General features: G+C 42.0%; 19 protein-coding genes and 1 pseudogene. 8 read left to right on the top strand and 12 right to left on the bottom strand.

Annotated features, from left to right (window positions below):
- Positions 1-170, bottom strand: a pseudogene (locus tag H6G48_RS26195) (IS607 family transposase); the annotation flags it as partial.
- A 901-nt stretch (positions 171-1,071) separates the two neighbouring features.
- Between H6G48_RS26195 and hemW the strand changes: the two are divergent.
- On the top strand, positions 1,072-2,244 hold the full coding sequence (gene hemW, locus H6G48_RS08255; protein ID WP_190720885.1) for a radical SAM family heme chaperone HemW: 1,173 nt from the start codon (positions 1,072-1,074) through the stop codon (positions 2,242-2,244).
- 17 nt (positions 2,245-2,261) lie between these two features.
- Here hemW and H6G48_RS08250 read toward each other — a convergent pair whose 3' ends face one another.
- Together H6G48_RS08250 and H6G48_RS08245 are read right to left on the bottom strand one after the other, a co-directional pair.
- A complete protein-coding gene (locus H6G48_RS08250; RefSeq protein ID WP_004266823.1) occupies positions 2,262-2,582 on the bottom strand; it encodes a cupin domain-containing protein in 321 nt (106 codons plus the stop codon).
- Positions 2,582-3,154, bottom strand: coding sequence for a shikimate kinase (locus H6G48_RS08245; RefSeq protein WP_190720882.1), 573 nt, complete (start codon positions 3,152-3,154; stop codon positions 2,582-2,584). The genes H6G48_RS08250 and H6G48_RS08245 overlap by 1 nt, the downstream gene beginning before the upstream one ends.
- Positions 3,155-3,370: 216 nt before the next feature.
- Between H6G48_RS08245 and H6G48_RS08240 the strand changes: the two genes are divergently transcribed.
- On the top strand, positions 3,371-4,444 hold the full coding sequence (locus H6G48_RS08240; protein WP_002791832.1) for a Gfo/Idh/MocA family protein: 1,074 nt from the start codon (positions 3,371-3,373) through the stop codon (positions 4,442-4,444).
- A gap of 51 nt (positions 4,445-4,495) precedes the next feature.
- On the opposite strand, the gene H6G48_RS08235 is transcribed toward H6G48_RS08240, so the two are convergent.
- Positions 4,496-4,831: an excalibur calcium-binding domain-containing protein gene (locus H6G48_RS08235; RefSeq protein ID WP_190720880.1), complete on the bottom strand. Its 336-nt coding sequence runs from the start codon at positions 4,829-4,831 to the stop codon at positions 4,496-4,498.
- Between the two features lie 138 nt (positions 4,832-4,969).
- Here H6G48_RS08235 and H6G48_RS08230 point away from each other — a divergent pair, with 138 nt between their 5' ends.
- The gene (locus H6G48_RS08230; RefSeq protein WP_044033983.1) at positions 4,970-5,209 is read left to right on the top strand and encodes an AbrB/MazE/SpoVT family DNA-binding domain-containing protein; all 240 of its coding nucleotides are present in this window, start codon (positions 4,970-4,972) and stop codon (positions 5,207-5,209) included.
- Positions 5,206-5,610: a type II toxin-antitoxin system VapC family toxin gene (locus H6G48_RS08225; protein WP_190720878.1), complete on the top strand. Its 405-nt coding sequence runs from the start codon at positions 5,206-5,208 to the stop codon at positions 5,608-5,610. Before H6G48_RS08230 ends, H6G48_RS08225 begins: the two co-directional genes overlap by 4 nt.
- Positions 5,611-5,881: 271 nt before the next feature.
- Here the strand turns inward: H6G48_RS08225 and hisD are convergent, their stop codons facing one another.
- Positions 5,882-7,186 (bottom strand): histidinol dehydrogenase, encoded by a 1,305-nt coding sequence (gene hisD / locus H6G48_RS08220; RefSeq protein ID WP_079207808.1) that lies wholly within the window; start codon positions 7,184-7,186, stop codon positions 5,882-5,884.
- A 196-nt stretch (positions 7,187-7,382) separates the two neighbouring features.
- Here hisD and H6G48_RS08215 point away from each other — a divergent pair, with 196 nt between their 5' ends.
- Entirely contained in the window at positions 7,383-8,069 is a 687-nt protein-coding gene (locus H6G48_RS08215) for a hypothetical protein (protein ID WP_190720875.1), read from the top strand.
- Between the two features lie 155 nt (positions 8,070-8,224).
- On the opposite strand, the gene metH is transcribed toward H6G48_RS08215, so the two are convergent.
- The 6 genes from metH to H6G48_RS08185 all read right to left on the bottom strand — a co-directional run bounded on the left by metH (position 8,225) and on the right by H6G48_RS08185 (position 15,600).
- The gene (metH, locus tag H6G48_RS08210) at positions 8,225-11,788 is read right to left on the bottom strand and encodes a methionine synthase (RefSeq protein WP_190720872.1); all 3,564 of its coding nucleotides are present in this window, start codon (positions 11,786-11,788) and stop codon (positions 8,225-8,227) included.
- A gap of 215 nt (positions 11,789-12,003) precedes the next feature.
- On the bottom strand, positions 12,004-13,134 hold the full coding sequence (locus H6G48_RS08205; RefSeq protein WP_190720869.1) for a SpoIID/LytB domain-containing protein: 1,131 nt from the start codon (positions 13,132-13,134) through the stop codon (positions 12,004-12,006).
- Positions 13,135-13,337: 203 nt separating this feature from the next.
- Complete coding sequence (locus H6G48_RS08200; RefSeq protein WP_190720867.1) at positions 13,338-13,958, bottom strand: type I restriction endonuclease; 621 nt, start codon at positions 13,956-13,958, stop codon at positions 13,338-13,340.
- 443 nt (positions 13,959-14,401) lie between these two features.
- Positions 14,402-14,899, bottom strand: a complete 498-nt coding sequence (locus H6G48_RS08195) for a DUF29 domain-containing protein (protein WP_002745368.1) — start codon at positions 14,897-14,899, stop codon at positions 14,402-14,404.
- Between the two features lie 10 nt (positions 14,900-14,909).
- On the bottom strand, positions 14,910-15,272 hold the full coding sequence (locus H6G48_RS08190; RefSeq protein ID WP_002793699.1) for a DUF5615 family PIN-like protein: 363 nt from the start codon (positions 15,270-15,272) through the stop codon (positions 14,910-14,912).
- The gene (locus H6G48_RS08185; protein WP_190720862.1) at positions 15,250-15,600 is read right to left on the bottom strand and encodes a DUF433 domain-containing protein; all 351 of its coding nucleotides are present in this window, start codon (positions 15,598-15,600) and stop codon (positions 15,250-15,252) included. Before H6G48_RS08185 ends, H6G48_RS08190 begins: the two co-directional genes overlap by 23 nt.
- A gap of 320 nt (positions 15,601-15,920) precedes the next feature.
- Between H6G48_RS08185 and H6G48_RS08180 the strand changes: the two genes are divergently transcribed.
- The 3 genes from H6G48_RS08180 (at position 15,921) to H6G48_RS08170 (ending at position 17,248) form a co-directional block, all read left to right on the top strand.
- Positions 15,921-16,229 carry a hypothetical protein gene (locus H6G48_RS08180; RefSeq protein WP_190720859.1) on the top strand — a complete coding sequence of 103 codons (309 nt, stop codon included), beginning with the start codon at positions 15,921-15,923 and terminating at the stop codon, positions 16,227-16,229.
- 105 nt (positions 16,230-16,334) lie between these two features.
- Positions 16,335-16,778 (top strand): toll/interleukin-1 receptor domain-containing protein, encoded by a 444-nt coding sequence (locus H6G48_RS08175; protein WP_002735722.1) that lies wholly within the window; start codon positions 16,335-16,337, stop codon positions 16,776-16,778.
- Between the two features lie 56 nt (positions 16,779-16,834).
- On the top strand, positions 16,835-17,248 hold the full coding sequence (locus H6G48_RS08170; RefSeq protein ID WP_190720856.1) for a toll/interleukin-1 receptor domain-containing protein: 414 nt from the start codon (positions 16,835-16,837) through the stop codon (positions 17,246-17,248).
- Between the two features lie 235 nt (positions 17,249-17,483).
- Here the strand turns inward: H6G48_RS08170 and H6G48_RS08165 are convergent, their stop codons facing one another.
- Positions 17,484-17,981, bottom strand: coding sequence for a DUF29 domain-containing protein (locus H6G48_RS08165; protein ID WP_002798842.1), 498 nt, complete (start codon positions 17,979-17,981; stop codon positions 17,484-17,486).
- Positions 17,982-18,258 lie beyond the last annotated feature (277 nt).

Below are 18,258 nucleotides of genomic sequence, written 5' to 3'. Positions count from 1 at the left end.
GAAACTCTTGCATAAATAGCAACTTTATTTTCACGCACTGAACGGTCATCTTCAAAAATAATAATTGTTCCTGTGGGAAGACGTTCTCCTTGTAACTGCCCTCGATTCCACATCCTCCAAGCAGTGTCATAACTGATCCCCTTTTTCTTGGCATAATCTGATAGTTTCATTTGAACTGTAAGGTAAACTTGCACTAACCACAGTAGCAGTCGTTTGCTGTTATTTGCGTATATTTTTGACAAAACTTTACAATACTTTCCCAGACTATCCCTATACAAAAGTTTAGACGGAAAATAGGGGTTGGCGAGAGTGGGAATCATGAATTGGGTAGTGGGGTAGTGGGGTAGTGGAGAGCATTTGGCTGAAATTTCCCTAAACCCCTAAATCCCTATCACCCTATCTCCTGACTCCTGACTCCTAACCCAATGTTGGACAAAGATAAGCAAAAATTATTCATTGACTCCAAAAACTTGAGAATATTTAAATTAACATTCCGCAATATTTACAAATTCTTAAGAATTAATTGAGAAAGATTTTTATTTAACAACGATGTTATGAGAGTTACAGCGATTTGATAGAATTTCATAATGGGTTGCTTTGTACTTTTTTGGGCAGCAACGGTTGAAACCCTTACCACACCTAGAAGGTCATCCTAATTAAGACAGGTAAATGAGTCAATTTCACCCACAACGATGATCTTTTTTTTGTGTAGTTTTATTGCAAAAAAAAAGTTTTTTTGACAAAAAGCACAAAGTATGATAGGGTCTAGCGTATTTCTAGCTGCGAGTAGTGATCAGATACGAGTTACAGCGTTTCTCAGATAGATGAGGTTCGTTCTTGCATCTAAAATACTTGATTAGCAAGGGTTAGTCTGTACCTCACCTTGACGGGAAGGGCTGTAAGCTAAGACGTATTTAAATCGCTTATTCTTAGATTAGCCGAATCTCCCCCAATCCCTTTACTGTTGCCTTTTGCAAGAGTGCCTCTTGCCTCGTCTCAACAAGCAATTTAAATTACGAACAGCTTATGAGTTCACTGATTACTGATTACTGTTCACTGATAACTGCTGTAATGCCCTATTTTGACCCCGTAACCTCGGTTTATATTCATATTCCCTTCTGTCGTCGGCGCTGTTTTTACTGTGATTTCCCGATTTTTGTCCTTGGTAATCGCACCAATCCGGCGACTTTTCCCCCTGTGGTGGAGTATGTGGAAATATTACAAGAAGAAATTAGCCTTAGTCAGGGGACGGGGAAACCCCTAGAAACAATTTTTTTTGGGGGGGGGACTCCTTCCCTGTTACCTGTGGAATTATTAGGAGCAATTCTGGATACTTTAGCCAAAAAGTTTGATTTTGCCGCCGATATAGAGATTTCTATGGAGATCGATCCGGCTACCTTTAGTTTAGAACAATTACAGGGTTATCTTAGCGCGGGAGTCAATCGGGTTAGTTTAGGAGTACAGGCTTTTCAAGAACCATTATTACAGGTTTCTGGTCGATCGCATACTGTTAAGGATATCTATCAGGCAGTGGAATTAATTCAGGGATTGGGAATAGTTAACTATAGTTTGGATTTGATTTCGGGATTGCCACAACAAACCCTGACAGATTGGGAAAATTCCCTAGAAAAAGCGATCGAACTGCAACCGGCCCATCTTTCCTGTTACGATTTGGTCTTAGAAGCGGTTACTCCTTTCGGTAAACAGTATCAACCGGGGAAAACACCCTTACCCGATGATGAAACCACCGCAAAAATGTATGTTTTAGCCGGTGAAAAACTAACTTTAGCCGGTTATCAACATTACGAGATTTCTAACTATGCCAAACCGGGTTATCAATGCCGACATAATCGAGTTTACTGGGAAAATCGTCCCTATTACGGTTTTGGTATGGGGGCTGCTAGTTATCTTCATCAACAACGTTTTACCCGTCCGCGCAAAAGTCGCGACTATTTCGCTTGGGTAAAAGAAGGCTGTCAGATTGACGTGGAGAAAAATAGTTTGATTGATGATCTTCTCGAAACCTTAATGCTAGGGTTAAGGTTAGGGTCAGGGGTGAGTTTACCTGCCATTGAAGCTAATTTTGGTTCGGAAATCAAAAAAGCAATTTTAGAGGTCTTAGAGCCGCATAAACAGCGTAATTTAGTAATAATTGAGGGGGATAGCAGGGTCAGATTAAGCGACCCCGAAGGTTTTTTGTTTTCTAATCTAGTTTTAACCGATTTATTCGATCGCTGGCAATAGTTAGAAACTATATTTTACTAGCGATAATGGATAGCTAACCAAATACAAGGGGGATTATTGCTAGTAAATTCGACGCGATGTTTTTGGTGAGGAGGAATCAGCAGATAATCCCCCGCTTGCAGATTAACTTGGCTGCCATCTTCATAACTAATCTCAGCGAATCCCTGTAATAAAATCACCCATTCAAACTCAGATTGATCGTACCATTGACCCCGGGGAGTGGTTTGACCAGTGGAAATAATTCTTTCCAGACGAATAGCCTGACTTTGGGCCAAAATTTCCAGAATTTCTCGGTCGGGAATTAGTTCAGGTAAATCAAAAATTGAAGCTGCTATCATTAGTTATGATCCCTTTCTGGATGAAAATCTTTAATCACCGTCGGTATTGCTGTTAAAATTTTCTCAACGATATGAGCAGGTGTATCTAGGTCAGAAACAACAATCCGAAGATCTGCTTCTGCATAAAGTCCTCGTCTTTGTTCTAATAATAATTCCAGTTTACTTTCTAAATCAGTGGACTCCAGCAGGGGACGAGAGGTATCTTGTTTTAAACGTTTAACCAAGATTTCTAGGGGAACATCTAACCAAATCATTAAACCGTGACGAAGATAACTCCAATTCATCGGTTTTAAAACCATCCCTCCCCCGGTGGCAATCACAGTTTTAGTCAGAGAGGATAATTCGGCTAAAACTTGGGTTTCTAACTCCCGAAAAGTCGCTTCTCCCTCGTCGGCAAAAATTTCCCTGATTTTCTTTCCTGCGACCCTTTCTATTAATATATCTGTATCAAAAAAACGATATTGTAACCGTCGGGAAAGCAACTCTCCCAGGGTGGATTTGCCGGCCCCCATCATTCCTAGCAAAAAAACACTTAATCCCCGTAAGGAGTTAAAATCCGTTGAATTGTCCATATGTAGTCCTCGCTACTCAGGGATGATTTTTTGATAAGCATTTAGGAGTAAAAACCCGCAGATGGAATCAGAAAATCTTCTCAGAACCCCCATTGACACCGACATCGTGTCAGAATCTGGATAACCATGATACCATCTTGGTAATTAATCGACAAAATCAGCTTGATTAATCTAATCAAGTGGTGTGGGGAGTGTGAACACAGGAGTCTAAAATTCATGTCCAATCAACCAGCAAACTTTCCGGGTAACAGAAATCAACTCAAACCGATTAAAGTCGGGGTTATCGGGGTCGGTAACATGGGACAACACCATAGTCGCATCCTGAGTTTATTAAAAGACGTGGAATTCGTCGGGGTGGCCGATGTCAACGTCGAAAAGGGACTGGAAACTGCCAGTAAATACCGAGTCCGTTTTTTTGAAAATTATTTAGATCTCTTACCTAGGGTAGATGCGGTTTGTATCGCTGTCCCCACGCGGTTACACCATCGAGTCGGGATGGACTGTCTGCAAGGGGGAGTACATACCTTGATCGAGAAACCGATCGCCGCTAGTATTAGTGAAGCGGAATCTTTAGTCAATGCGGCAGCCGATCACGATTGTATTCTGCAAGTGGGTCATATCGAGCGTTTTAATCCCGCTTTCCAAGAGTTATCGAAGGTCTTGAAAACCGAGGAAATTTTAGCGATTGAATCCCATCGCATGAGTCCCTATTCCCAACGCGCTAATGATGTGTCGGTGGTGTTAGATTTAATGATCCACGATATAGATTTAATTTTAGAATTAGTCGCCGCTCCCGTGGTGAAATTAACCGCTAGTGGTAGTCGCGCTGCCACTGATTCCGGTTATCTCGATTATGTCACTGCAACCCTTGGTTTTAGTAATGGAGTAGTGGCTAATTTAACCGCTAGTAAGGTGACTCATCGCAAGATTCGCCGTTTAGCGGCCCACTGTAAAAATTCTCTCACGGAAGCGGATTTTCTCAACAATGAAATCCTCATTCACCGGCAAACCACCGCTAACTATAGCACCGATTACGGTCAAGTTCTCTACCGTCAAGATGGTTTAATTGAAAAAGTTTATACCAGCAATATTGAACCTCTACACGCGGAATTAGAACATTTTGTTCATTGTGTGCGCGGTGGGGACCAACCTTCTGTCGGTGGGGAACAAGCTTTAAAAGCTTTACGATTAGCTAGTTTAATCGAACAAATTGCCCTTGATGGTCGCGTTTGGCAACAATCGGACTGGAATTATCAATATCTTAATTCTCCCGTGATTACTGCTTCTTAATTGTTTCTACCCCGATTCTTTAAGTGAGAGAATTGGGGTGAGGAACCAAAATTAGTTATTTTGAGAACTTTCCCAACATTTTTCTGAGGATTTTTTTCCACACCATTGACTTTCACAGGGAACTCCATCAGCGTCTCCATCCATTTTGACATTGGGGCAATTTCTCAAGAAAAAAGTCGCTTCTGCACAGGAGGTCATCTGGGAACAGTGAGTTCTACCATCGCACCGAAACTGTGGAGAAGGACTAGGTTTTTTCTGGGGAGTGGGACGATTATTGTTGTTAGCTACGGCTAAATTATTGAGGGTTTGATTGCCAGAAATTGGTGATTTTATTGATATTTGTTCGCTCAGAAAAGACAGAATTAAAATAACAATTACTTTTTTCATAAAATGCTTGCCTGATTCTCTGCTCTTATCATAGTACCAAATAGGATACAGGATAATAAATCAGAGTTATTCCCAGGTAAACGTTTGGGGGGGGTCAAGCAGCCAGTGGCACTGACTCTTCCGATTATTTGTTAGTATATGCAGAAAAACACCATGAAAATTAGCCCTAACGGACAAATCACTATTCCCCCTGATATTCAAGAAAAGCTTGGGTTGTTACCCGGTACAGAAATCCAGCTGGAAGTGATTGGGGATATCTTGCAAATTCGCAAGCCTAGAACCCTAAGCCGGGGAAAGCAACTGATTGCCGCTATCCGTGGCAAAGCAACTAGCCGTCTAACAACCAACGACATCATGCAAGCGACCCGTGACTCATGACCGACATTCTGGTGGATAGCAACGTCATTCTTGATGTTGTAACCGAAGACCCGCAATGGTTTGAGTGGTCGGCTCAAATGCTCACAAACTATGCGGAGCAAGGAAATTTAGTGATTAACCCAATTATTTATGCAGAAATCTCAATCGGGTTTAATCAACCCGAGGAGGTAGAAGCAGCCCTACCAGAAGACTTCTTTTGCCGAGATTCTTTACCCTATGCTGCAGCTTTTTTAGCAGGACAAAGCTTTTTGGAATATCCTCGTCGTGGAGGTGAGCGACGTTCTCCCTTACCGGATTTCTACATCGGCGCTCACGCTGCTGTCACTGCCATGCCCCTACTAACGAGAGATGTCAACCGCTACCGAACTTACTTTCCCTCAGTCTTGCTGATTACACCTTAGACAATTCGGTTAAATAATTGGTTATTTTTTCTTGCTCATGCAAATAGTACAAAATTATTGCATAAACTTGTTCTAAGCTCAAAGATGAGTAAGTTTTGGCAATTTCTTCAGGTGTTTTAAGTAGGGAGGCACAATTATTTGTAGGATGGGTTAGCGGTAGCGTAACCCATGCGGGCGTTGGGTTTCATGCTTCAACCCAACCTACGTTCTGAATTTAAAAAATAAGCTTGCCTACATATCTAAGTTATTCCCCGTTTCCTATTCCCTGTATTTAGAGTAAAATTTCCCTGTGTTGAATTGCTAATTTATGGGCGGGAAAACCTTCGTACTCGGCTAAAGTTTTCGTGGTTTCTTTTAACTTTTCAAAGCCTTCAGGGGTGACATAAGCCAAAGTAGAGCGCTTGAGAAAATCATAAACCGAAACCGCCGAATAGGAACGGGCAAAACTTCCCGTCGGCAGCACAGCATTGACTCCGATGGCGTAGGTAGCCATAGAGGAAGGAGTATGATTTCCCAGGAGAATTTCGCCAGCATTTTTAATCTTGCCCAGAATGGCAAAAGGATTACTAACTAAAACCTCTAGATGTTCCGGGGCGTACTCATTGACAAAATCGAGGGATTGCTGCAAACTATCGGTTAAAATTATGCCCCCATAGGCGGCTAAACCCGCCTCACAGAATTCCCGTCGCCAATCCGGGAGTTTTTGCAGGTATTCCTGTGCATATTCACTAGCAGCGATCGCTAAATCTTCACAGTGGGTGACTAATAAAGCCGCCGAATCCGCCCCGTGTTCCGCTTCAATTAATAAATCCAAGGCCGCTAAACGGGCATCGGTGGACTCATCGGCCAAAACTATCGACTCACTTGGACCGGCCGGCAAACCCACATCCACAGTACCGAACAGTAACCGTTTGGCCGCCGCCCCATAGACGCTGCACGGACCGGTAATTTTGTCAACCCTTTTGATATTTTTTGTTCCCAAAGCCAAAGCGGCGATCGCTTGTACGCCCCCTAATTTATAAATTTCTCTGACTCCAGCCATCTGCGCCGCCACCAGAGAAACGGGTTCCACGTTGCCCTGTTTATCGGGGGGAGTGCAAACGACAACTCTTTCCACTCCTGCCACCATTGCCGGGATGGCTAACATTAACATCATCGAGGGAAAAGCACCGCGGCCCCGGGGAACGTATAAACCCACATTGGGGATAGGAGAGATTTTTTCGCCGGCAAAGACACCGGTTTCAATTTCTGCCAGTAGTGTTTCTTCTGGCATTTGGCGACGATGTACCTCTTGAATATTCCGGAAAGCCTGTTCAATGGCAGTTTTTACTTCCGGTTCAATTAACTGAAAAGCCCGCTCAAATTCTGCCTCGCTGACTTTGATATTTTCTACCGTCGCACCTTCGTAGTCAAAACGCCGCACATAGTCCACAACGCCGGCATCCCCCCGTTCGCGGATGGTTTCTATCACCGTTTGAGCGACTTTGAGGGCGTTATCAATATCTAACTCGGCTCTTTTCTGAAGTTTTGCCCGTTCTGCGCTACTTAATTGCGAAAGTTTTAATATTCTAACCACTATTGCTGCTCCTACTGCCCCCCGTCCTCTCAAGAATAACGGGGAATCTGAATCTTTATTTTTATTGTAACCTTTGGGGGAGTGCCGGCTTTTCAGTGATCAGTAAACAGTAACCAGTAATTTGTTAAGCTAAAAGCTTTATTGCCAGATTCTTTCTCTTGCCTCTTGCCTCTTGCCTCCTGCCTCCTTGGGTATAATGCAGATCATGTTTAAGCTCTCTTGCTGTTCTATAAATGCGATCGCTCTTGGTTTATTATGGGGGGCGATTGGTCCGGTGTGGGCAGAAACGGAGTTAGACCTAGACCCGAAAATTCGGCAAGAAAGCCCGGTTTTAGAGCGTTGGTTAGAAAAAATACCCGATATCGCCGAAGATATTCGCCGCGATCCTAGTTTTCGCACTCGTATCCGTTTAGGATATGCAGAGTTTCCTTCTAGCGATAATTCCAGTGGCGTGATTTTGGGGGTAGAAGATGTGTTTTTCGGTCAAACCAGTTTAACCCTAAGCGGCGATTATCAGACGGCTTTTAACGGCAAAAGGACGGCAATAGGAGCCAATTTACAATACTATCTCCTCCCTTTGGGTGATTATGTCAATCTGGCTCCCATGGTGGGCTATCGTTACATTCAGACAGGAAATTACAGCACCGATGGGCTTAACTTAGGATTAAAGCTCAAATTAGCCCTTTCTCGCACGGGGGCAGCAGATATCACCGTCAGTCAGAGTTTTATCTCACCGGGGGGTGCTAACGAGGTGGGATTGACTACTCTTTCGGTTGGTTATGCGATTACCTCTAATTTACGTTTAGCCGCCGATATTCAAGCCCAAAATTCCCGCGCCCGTAAAGATAGCTCCCTAGGAATTTTACTGGAATGGCTGCCCTAATTGGGGTTTGCGGCAAAAAGTTTTTCCTGGGTGTGGGGTGTGGGGTGTGGGGTGTGGGGTGTGGGGTGTGGGGTGTGGGGTGTGGGGTGTGGGGTGTGGGGTTTTACCGATAAAAACTCACACCTGATAACTGATAACTGATCACTGATAACTGATTAGGTACTAAAGTATTTAGCGGTGGGGTGATAGGTGATAATGGCGGTGGTGGATTGTTCTGGGTACAATTGTTCGCTTTCGTCCATAGACATCCCAATGCGATCGCATCCTAACAGAGCTAGTTGCTTGTATTGATCCTGAATATTGGGACAAGCGGGATAGCCGAAACTATAGCGAGAACCCTGGTAACGCTGTTGCAGTATATCGCGGATATTATCGGGATCGAACTCTGCGAAACCTAACTCGCGACGGATGCGGGTGTGGGTCCATTCGGCCATGGCTTCGGCGGTTTGGACAGCCATGCCGTGATAATAGAGGTATTCGGTGTATTGGTTGGCATCAAAGAGAGATTTAGCGTATTCCGTGGCGATTTCCCCCACTGTCACCGCTTGCATCGGGAAAACGTCGATCATACCGGATTCCTGCGGGGCGAAAAAGTCAGCAATACAGAGACGACGAGCGGATTTCTGGCGAGGAAACTCAAAAATGGCGATCGGTTGCAGATTTTCGGGTTTTTCGCCCGCTTGTATCGATTCGGGATCGTAAATTAACAGGGAATTACCGGAAGATTGACAGGGAAAATAACCATAAATTAATGTGGGGTTTAGTAAATTTTCCTTGACAATTTTCTCTTTCCATGCTGCCAGAATTGGATGAACTTTTTCCTGTAAAAACTGGTCGTATTCCTGCTTCGATTGGCTTTTGGGTTTGCGGAATTGCCATTGACCGACAAATAAAGCTTGTAGGTCTAAATACCAGAAAACCTCCTCGATGGGAATTTCTGCTGCTGTTAATATTTTAGTACCCCAGAAGGGCGGTGTTGGTCGGGGAATATTAACTGCCACCGCTTCCGAACGACGGGTATCAATAACTAATTCTTTGTCCAGGGTGCCATCGGTAAAAATAGTATCGGGATTAACCTCTAATTCTTCTGCGACAACCGGGGTTTTTTCTGTCTCGGCACACTCCGCTAAAAAGCCTTTACTATCATCCCATTGACCCCCAGCTTTAGCGGGCATTAATTTATCCATAAAATGCAGGTCAGAGAAGGCATCTTTACCATAGATAACCTGTCCCTTGTAGGTTTTTTGACAGTCATCATGGACAAATTTGGGAGTTAAAGCTGCCCCGCCAAGGATAACAGGAACGGTGATTCCTTTTTCGTTAAAAACCTCTAGATTTTCCTTCATAAAAGCCGTTGATTTCACCAATAAACCGCTCATAGCGATACAATCGGCTTTATGTTCTTTGTAGGCTTCGATGATATTTTCTACGGGTTGTTTAATGCCCAAATTAATCACCTTATAGCCGTTATTTGTCAAGATAATATCAACTAAATTTTTACCAATATCGTGAACATCCCCTTTAACTGTTGCGATAATAAAAGTCCCTTTGGCATTATTATCCCCCTCTTTTTTCTCCATAAAGGGTTCTAAAAAAGCAACAGCTGCTTTCATAGTTTGGGCAGATTGGAGAACAAAAGGTAACTGCATTTGTCCTGAACCAAATAACTCACCCACTACCTTCATCCCATCCAGGAGGAAAATATTAATAATATCTAGGGGTGGATAGTCCTGTAAAGCTTGCTTTAAAGCCTCTTCCAGTCCCAATCTTTCCCCATCAATAATATGCTGTTTTAAGCGTTCCTCCACGGGTAAATTAGCATTACTAGAGGGGTCTTTTTTAGTAGTTTTCCCCGCAAATAATTCGGTTAATTTGGTCAGGGGATCATAAACACATATATCGCCATCAAAACGACGATTATCATAGATTAAATCCCGACAAACTTGCTGATATTCTGGTTCAATTTTTGCCAGAGGAAGAATTTTATTAGCGCTGACGATTGCCCCATCCATCCCCACCTGCATCGCTTCGTTGAGGAAGACGGAATTTAATACCTGACGCGCTGCCGGATTCAAGCCAAAGGAGATATTAGACACACCTAAAAGAATGTGACATTCTGGCAATTCTTGGCGAATTCGTCCCATTGCTTCGATGGTAGCCTTGCCATTTTCTCGGTCTTCTTCGATACCGGTAGAAATCGGTAAAGCTAGAGGATCAAAAAAGATTTCGTAGGGAGGAATTCCGTATTCTATCGCCGCATAATAGGCCCGTTTAGCTATCTGGAATTTTTTCTCGGCAGTGCGTCCCATTCCTTCTTCATCAATGGTTCCAATTACTACCCCTGCGCCGTATTTTTTCGCTAAATCCAAGACTTGATAAAAACGCGGTTCCCCGTCTTCGTAGTTAGTAGAGTTGAGGATACATTTACCCCCCGCTACTTTTAACCCCGCTTCCATTTTTTCCCATTCGGTGGAATCTAACATTAAAGGTAGGGTGACATTATTAACTAAACGAGAGGCTAATTGGTGCATATCGCGCACCCCATCCCGGCCCACATAATCGACGTTGACATCGAGAATATGCGCCCCTTCTTTTACCTGCGCTTTCGCCATCGATACTAAACTATCCCAGTCTTCAGCATTGAGAAGTTCCCGACATTTTTTAGAACCACTGGCGTTTAATTTTTCCCCGACAATAAGGAAAGAATTATCTTGAATATAGGGTTGGGTACTATAAATAGAAGCGGCGGAGGGTTCATAATGATAATGACGAGATTTCGGAGTTAACCCCTGACTTAGTTCCGCTAAAGCTTGGATATGGTCGGGACGAGTACCACAACAACCGCCGATAATTTGTACTCCCAAATCTTCGATAAAGTGCATTAAAGCCATTTTTAATTCTACGGGAGTGAGGCGATAATGCGCTTGACCGCCGACATTTTCCGGTAAACCAGCGTTAGGAATACAAGAAACAATAAAAGGGGAATTTTCCGAGAGATATTTAATATGGGGTTTCATCAAATCGGGACCGGTGGCGCAGTTAAGTCCCAAAATATCGATTTTATAGGGTTGTAAAATAGAGACAACGGCGTTAATTTCCGTTCCTACTAACATCGTTCCCATGGTTTCCATCGTCACTGAAACCATGAGGGGCAATCGTTGACCTTTTTGCTGAAATACTTCTTCAATAGCATTTAAAGCCGCTTTAATTTGCAGGACATCCTGACAGGTTTCTACTAATAATAAATCTGCCCCGCCATCGTACAGACCCTCTACCTGTTCCACATAGGCATTTTTGAGCGTATCAAAGTCAATATGACCCAAAGTGGGCAGTTTTGTCCCCGGCCCCATGGAACCCGCCACAAAACGGGGTTTTTCGGGGGTAGAGTATTTATTAGCGCAAGCCTTGGCCAGTTCGGCGGCGGTTTTGTTGAGATAATAGGCTTGATCGGCTAAATCGTACTCGGCTAAAACTATCGAGGTTCCCCCAAAGGTGTCGGTTTCAATCACATCCGCACCCACGGCTAAAAAGGCTTCGTGGACTTTGGCTACGGCGCTAGGTTTAGTATGGACAAGATACTCGTTACAACCTTCGTATTCTGCCCCACCAAAGTCCTCGGCCGTCAGATTTTGGCTTTGTAGGGAAGTTCCCATCGCCCCATCAAAGACGAGGACGGGATGCTTGGGACCGTTGAGGTAGTCGAGAAAGGGGCTATTCATAGAGAGATTTACTGCTATAGCATTTTGAAAGTTTATTGTAATACGGTTACTAGAAATCTGCTATGGTCGGCATTTCAGTGATCAGTTATCAGTGATCAGTTATCAACTAGAAGAAACAGGTCGGCAAGCTGTTGGGAATTTTAGTACAAATGCTCAACTATTTCTCCCTGCTATAGTCAACAGCCTAGCACCAGCGATCGAGAAAGCCTATCAATCTAATTTTGTAGAACTAGACGGGCTAAACCAACTCCGGGATAATAATTACCGAGAATTTGTTGATAATCTAGGCCTTTTTCCGCTAATTTATAAGCCCCAGTTTGACTCATGCCGCGACCACCGTGGGCCCAAGCGACAATTTCATCGGTGGCAGCATAAAGAGACTCGACTACACCCCCTTTATAGCTGAGAATCTGCCCGGCAGTGGCATTAACCGCTTGGTGAGTCGATTGATACTCCGAGCGAATGCCTTTATATACCTGCCAGCGTTGGCTATTGCCCAGATGAAACCAAGCATTAGCGGGGCGGATTATATGTACTAGGGCGTAGGAACGAGCGGCGATCGCTTGTGCCTTTAAAGCGTGCATTGGCGCGGTGGAGTGCATTTCACTACCCACCACACTATAGAGATAGGCCTCTAAATTAACCTGATTGACCACTAACAAGCGCTCGCCTTGGGCGACAAGGAGGATTTTGCCCCGATACCAACTATCATCCACATAAACTAAACCATCGGCACTGGTGGGCTGCACAAAAATCACCTCTGGCAGCGATAAATCGCCCATTTTTAAGCCCTTGGCACTGGCAATGACCGGTAAACCCTCGTTAGTGGCAATCGTTTTTAAACCACGACCTTGGCGATCGGTGATCACCGCAGGTCCGTTAACTCCAATCAAAACACTGGCCACATCCCTTTTGATCGCCACGCGAATTTCTAGCACCGGCGGCGTATAATTAGCGGGAACCACTAAGGGTTGTCTAGTCACTGGTTTAACCGCAGCAGCGGGGGCAGTATTAGGGGCAGTATTAGGGGCAGTATGGGCCGATGGTGCTAATTTTTTCGGCGCCAAGGGGGAAGATTGGGGAGAGGGCTCTAGTTTCGGCGATGGCGCGGTTAAGGGTGCGATCGGAGATGGGATAATAGGGGAAGGAAAGGCAGCAGTCTCTAGATTTGCCTGCGGTTGCGGGGTTTCTGGTTTTTCCTTGGCTAAATAAGTTAAGAGAATTGGCGTAAAAGTGGCGATCGACAACAAAGGAACGGCACAATGACGCAGCAGGGAAAAATAGGTACTAGCAGCAAATTTCACTTTAATCACACCATCTTTAATTTTCTTATCTAACTTTATCATTCCCCTCTCAGGCTGGGCAATTCTAGAGAAAAAATCTCGTATTCTTGAGCTTGTTAGGACAAATAAGGCTGAAATAGTCAAGAAAAGCCGAAAAAATCCTGATAATTTTTATTTATGCCTCTGATTTGTTCCTTTCAGAGCAAATTATACAACAGAGGGAAATAGGAGAGTAATGATTTTGTAGGTACTGATTATCTTGATACTCAAATTAGTTGACAGAGATGTTTAAGGATTTTGAGAACCTCATATAAATCCCCCGGATTTCTCATGGCAAATAAACGAGAGGTTCCGTATAAAGGTTTACCGTCCCATAATAATTTAACAAATAAAAACTCGGAACCATTGGTCAACATTCCATAATTAGGACGGTTGGGATGAGGATTGGCCATTAAATAAGCTAATAATTGCGGTAAACCTGCTTCAACGGAATAAATAACCCGTTTTGATTCAATAATCATTACCCATAATTGCTCTTTTAGAATTAAAGTATCTAACCTTCCTTTAATTATTAAATCTTGCTCTTTTGTAATAATTTCAACAGACTCTTCTGCTTTAATATGAAAAGGAAATAGATAAAAGTTACCAATAAATAATAATGGGTCTAAAACCGTCATCCTCACCGAAGTTTCCAAAAAGGGAGGATAATTCAATAAGTTAAAATAACCTGTTTTGATTTTATCTAACAATTCTTTTTCTTGTTCAGAGATTGCTTCTAGGTCTTGCTGCCATTCACCAAAAAAATGCTTATCTTCTATAAACTCTAGTTGAAAATGATTAATTAAATCTCTGAGAGTGAATTCTTTTGCTTGTAAAATTTGAACCATATTTACCTCCTTAATTAACACTTACGTTAATGGTAATTTGCTATTTTTAATTGAATTTACCTAAATTTTTAACCCAGCAAAATATCCGTTACTGACGGGGTTAACTGCTCTAAATCAGAGAGAACAGTTAAGGATATGGTCTTGTTTTGTTTACCTGCACATCGCTTCGGTTAGCATCGTTCAGGTTTTTATCAGCTGCTTTCCCTCTTCCTACATCATCCAGATTAGCCATCGTCTTCTCCTTAATTTAGAGTACATGAAAGGTTCACTTTGCTATGATTTATCCAAGAGATTTATTTAGATGTAAGTAGTTAGGTGTTAAAAACTTTATTCCCCCCTTATTTCCCAGGGAAGGAGGGTTAGGTCATTCGGGCGATTTTTAATGTTGGCAAGGTCATATTCTGGTTTCATGGTTTTATTATCGATAATGTTTACTTTCGTTTTTACCCGTAAAAGTCCTCATTTAGAATCTGTTCAGGTGTGAAAGGACAAGCGAGGGGATACTCACTTTCTTGGGGAATACGAATACCAAATTGAGCGCGTTTACCCTGTTTGATGGCGACTTTACGAGCGCTGGAATAGGCTTGTGTGATGGAGATTAAGAGATAAGATTTAAGAGAGGGAATCTTAAGTAAATCATCTTGAACGCGCTGACGATGCTCATCTACTGAGTTATACCAACTTGCTTTCATTGTCTCAGGAGCATCATGCTGTATCTTTAATTTGAGTAAGTGAATCAACAGGACCATTAAGTTGCTCTCTAAGGCGCGTTTCTCTGACTTACCCAAATCTTTTAACTCCTCAATTAAGTTTTCTATATCCAGTTGTTCAAACTGTCGATTCTGTAATTGATGAATAGTTTGCTCAATCCACAACTGAAGATCTTGTTCGTAAAGTGTTGTGGGATTTTCTTGAATGTCCGATTGTTTTAATAAGTTCATTTGGCTTTGATTAAGTTAACGGTAAATGAATAATTTGGTTTTCATATTCATTGTCAAAAGAGCCTTTAGCAATTACAATTAATTCTAACAAATTATCACCAACACTTAAATCTTGATTGAGAATAAAAATTCCAGGAACATGACGATTTTGCCTGAAGTGAGCTATTAAATGAACGGGCATAGAGGCACGATTATTTGTCACTAAAATAAAACCCATTACCTCACACCAAATCAAAATTTCTGGATCTAATGTACCTAATTTTGGTGTATCTGGTTCACCAACTACTCGAATAATGATTTCTGGTTCTCGGCGACGCAATTGTTGAGGATACACCGAATTAACATTTTCATCAATTAAATATTTCAGTGTCATTAGCTTTCTGCTTGGCTGTTATTTCAGCTTTCAATTTTCTCAGTCGTTCAACCACAGGCGGAGGATTTTTTTGCTGTTCTTCTCGCATTTTTCGCCCCCATTCTAGCCAGTCGGCGATATATTGGCTCACTTTTTCTTTTTCATGAAGATAATAAAGAATCGTCGCATATACCTGTTCGAGGGTTAAAGATGGATAAGTATTAGCAATTTCTTCGGGAGTTTTGGCTTGGTAAATGAAATCGTGTAAAATGGTTTCAATACCGACGCGGGTTCCTTTTAGCCGAATATCGTTAGGAGCAAGAAAATTAAAATAGTCTTCGAGTTGCATGAGTTACCCTAATTGAAGATTCAAACTTAACTTTATTTTTTAAGTAAAATTGTTATCTTAATTATACTTGATCGTTGCCGAATAGTGCGATCACATTGGGTTCTTAATTATTGACCTCTCCCCTGAACCCTATCCTACAAGGAAAGGGGAGAGAATTTAGCGAAGAGAGTGCAACTACAAACTGGGTTTGTTGTCAAGGCTCCAGCCCGAACAAGTTTAACCTGTTTTCTTTAGATAGTGAGGAGCTAAATGGACATAACCCTATTGCCCAAATTGGGTAACTTATCTAGAATAAGTATATGAAGAGAGGAGGAGACGTGATGGAGTATCAGAATTTTTCGCTCATTAAAGAAGATATTCAGGCTGATGCTTGGGGACGGATTAGCCTTGGGACTGAATGTAGCAACCGTCACTATCGAATACTGATGAATGCAAGCGGGGAGCTTCTTTTGGTTCCCATGGTGGCGATTCTGGGGGGAGAACTATGGGCTTTTCAGAATCCTAGGGTCCGCGAGTCGCTCAAACGGGGACTCGCAGAAGCCCGCACAGGAAATTTCGCTGAAGAAACAGTCGATTTAGGCGCTATGCTTAAGTTAGCTGAATCTATTCCTGATGAAGTCGAGGAGTAAATGAGTTTCTCTAGCGACTAAAAACGCTATACTCTTAGTAAATTGTCAGCAGATTATGAATAAATCAGTTGAATTAATTTAAATATCGAGGAAGCTAGAAAGAATATGAAAGTTTTTATTAGTCATGCCTTTACTGAGGCTAAGTTAGCTAAGAGAGTTGCTGATTCTCTCAAAGAAGATGGCTTTCAAGTTTGGGATGCTGCTGAAATGTTACCCGGGGAAAACTGGGCTAATAACATAGGTAAAGCCTTACAAGAATCTGAAGCAATGATAGTCTTATTAACACCAGAATCACTGAAGCCTTTTAATGTTGTTTCTGATATTAGTTATGCAATTGGAGAAGAAAAGTATCAAGGTCGTATCATTCCTGTTATTGTCTCTTCCTCAGATAATTCAAACCTAGAACATATTCCTTGGATTCTCAAAAAATTTCCAATGATTTTCGTCCCTAATCTTGAACAAGACAATCAAGAATTGAAAGAAATTACACAGGCACTTAAAAATACGACAAGCTCCGACGGACTGACTCATGAGATACACCACTTTTAGATTTGGCTTGTCTCATCCCAAGCTATGCTTTGTCTAATTTTAACTATAGGTATGAGATGATTCCCCAAGAAGCTTTTCTTTCCCATTCTAGCAAAAATCGAGAGTTTGTCTCTCATTTGGCCAATGAATTACGCCGTCATGGAGTTCCCGTTTGGTATAGTGAAACTAATATTTTAGGCGCACAGCAATGGCATGATGAAATTGGGAAAGCTTTGAGGCGATGTTATTGGTTTATTATCGTTCTCTCTCCTGATGCGGTCGATTCTATGTGGGTAAAGCGAGAACTAATTTTTACTTTACAGGATCAGCGTTTTGAAGATAAAATTTTGCCAATTCTCTATCAACCTTGTGAATATACAAAACTTTCTTGGGTCTTACCTAGCTTCCAAATTATTAATTTTAATGATAATTTTGAAGAAGGATGCCGAGATTTGCTTCGTGTCTTTGGCTTGGGTTATATCTATATTTAGTAGTAGTTTGTAGCGTAACAAACCAATTTTATGAAGATGGTGCGTTAGGGTTCAATGATAATTTAATCATTAAAACAATATCACCTGTTTTCATGGTTGATAAGTAGTCGTGCAAAATTAATTTCCTAGTGAAGATAGGCAAGAGGCAAGAGGTGGTTAGATATGTGTAATTAATTTTGCTTAGGTACTTATTCTGGTTTCATGGTTTTATTATTGATAATGTTTACTTTCGTTTTTACCCGTAAAAGTCCTCATTTAGAATCTGTTCAGGTGTGAAAGGACAAGCGAGGGGATACTCACTTTCTTGGGGAATACGAATACCAAATTGAGCGCGTTTACCCTGTTTGATGGCGACTTTACGAGCGCTGGAATAGGCTTGTGTGATGGAGATTAAGAGATAAGATTTAAGAGAGGGAGTCTTAAGTAAATCATCTTGAACGCGCTGACGATGCTCATCTACTGAATTATACCAACTTGCTTTCATTGTCTCAGGAGCATCATGCTGTATCTTTAATTTGAGTAAGTGAATCAACAAGACCATTAAGTTGCTCTCTAAGGCGCGTTTCTCTGACTTACCCAAATCTTTTAACTCCTCAATTAAGTTTTCTATATCCAGTTGTTCAAACTGTCGATTCTGTAATTGATGAATAGTTTGCTCAATCCACAACTGAAGATCTTGTTCGTAAAGTGTTGTGGGATTTTCTTGAATGTCCGATTGTTTTAATAAGTTCATTTGGCTTTCATTAAGTTAACGGTAGATGAATAATTTGGTCTTTATATTTATTATTATACTTGATCTTTACCAGATAGTGTGATCGCATTGGGTTCTTAATTATTGACCTCTCCCCTGGCCTTTCTCCTACAAGGAAAGGGGAGAGAATTTAGCGAAGGGAGCGCAACAACAAACTAGGTTCGTTATTCCCCCCTTATCAAGGGGGGCAGGGGGGATCGAACCTAAAATCCATTTTTAATTTAATTATAACCAGCTACTTACGTTAACTGAATTGATA

Source organism: Microcystis flos-aquae FACHB-1344 (genome assembly GCF_014698375.1).
GTDB classification, from domain to species: domain Bacteria; phylum Cyanobacteriota; class Cyanobacteriia; order Cyanobacteriales; family Microcystaceae; genus Microcystis; species Microcystis aeruginosa.
The sequence above is the reverse complement of the archived record's forward strand: the minus strand, read 5'-3'. Positions and strand labels throughout refer to the sequence as shown.

What these genes read in the sequence shown, in the direction of transcription:
- hemW (WP_190720885.1), top strand. Translation starts at nt 1,072, where the DNA reads ATGCCCTATTTTGACCCCGTAACCTCGGTTTATATTCATATTCCCTTC.
- H6G48_RS08250 (WP_004266823.1), bottom strand. Translation starts at nt 2,582, where the DNA reads ATGATAGCAGCTTCAATTTTTGATTTACCTGAACTAATTCCCGACCGA.
- H6G48_RS08245 (WP_190720882.1), bottom strand. Translation starts at nt 3,154, where the DNA reads ATGGACAATTCAACGGATTTTAACTCCTTACGGGGATTAAGTGTTTTT.
- H6G48_RS08240 (WP_002791832.1), top strand. Translation starts at nt 3,371, where the DNA reads ATGTCCAATCAACCAGCAAACTTTCCGGGTAACAGAAATCAACTCAAA.
- H6G48_RS08235 (WP_190720880.1), bottom strand. Translation starts at nt 4,831, where the DNA reads ATGAAAAAAGTAATTGTTATTTTAATTCTGTCTTTTCTGAGCGAACAA.
- H6G48_RS08230 (WP_044033983.1), top strand. Translation starts at nt 4,970, where the DNA reads ATGCAGAAAAACACCATGAAAATTAGCCCTAACGGACAAATCACTATT.
- H6G48_RS08225 (WP_190720878.1), top strand. Translation starts at nt 5,206, where the DNA reads ATGACCGACATTCTGGTGGATAGCAACGTCATTCTTGATGTTGTAACC.
- H6G48_RS08215 (WP_190720875.1), top strand. Translation starts at nt 7,383, where the DNA reads ATGCAGATCATGTTTAAGCTCTCTTGCTGTTCTATAAATGCGATCGCT.
- metH (WP_190720872.1), bottom strand. Translation starts at nt 11,788, where the DNA reads ATGAATAGCCCCTTTCTCGACTACCTCAACGGTCCCAAGCATCCCGTC.
- H6G48_RS08205 (WP_190720869.1), bottom strand. Translation starts at nt 13,134, where the DNA reads ATGATAAAGTTAGATAAGAAAATTAAAGATGGTGTGATTAAAGTGAAA.
- H6G48_RS08200 (WP_190720867.1), bottom strand. Translation starts at nt 13,958, where the DNA reads ATGGTTCAAATTTTACAAGCAAAAGAATTCACTCTCAGAGATTTAATT.
- H6G48_RS08195 (WP_002745368.1), bottom strand. Translation starts at nt 14,899, where the DNA reads ATGAACTTATTAAAACAATCGGACATTCAAGAAAATCCCACAACACTT.
- H6G48_RS08190 (WP_002793699.1), bottom strand. Translation starts at nt 15,272, where the DNA reads ATGACACTGAAATATTTAATTGATGAAAATGTTAATTCGGTGTATCCT.
- H6G48_RS08185 (WP_190720862.1), bottom strand. Translation starts at nt 15,600, where the DNA reads ATGCAACTCGAAGACTATTTTAATTTTCTTGCTCCTAACGATATTCGG.
- H6G48_RS08180 (WP_190720859.1), top strand. Translation starts at nt 15,921, where the DNA reads ATGGAGTATCAGAATTTTTCGCTCATTAAAGAAGATATTCAGGCTGAT.
- H6G48_RS08175 (WP_002735722.1), top strand. Translation starts at nt 16,335, where the DNA reads ATGAAAGTTTTTATTAGTCATGCCTTTACTGAGGCTAAGTTAGCTAAG.
- H6G48_RS08170 (WP_190720856.1), top strand. Translation starts at nt 16,835, where the DNA reads ATGATTCCCCAAGAAGCTTTTCTTTCCCATTCTAGCAAAAATCGAGAG.
- H6G48_RS08165 (WP_002798842.1), bottom strand. Translation starts at nt 17,981, where the DNA reads ATGAACTTATTAAAACAATCGGACATTCAAGAAAATCCCACAACACTT.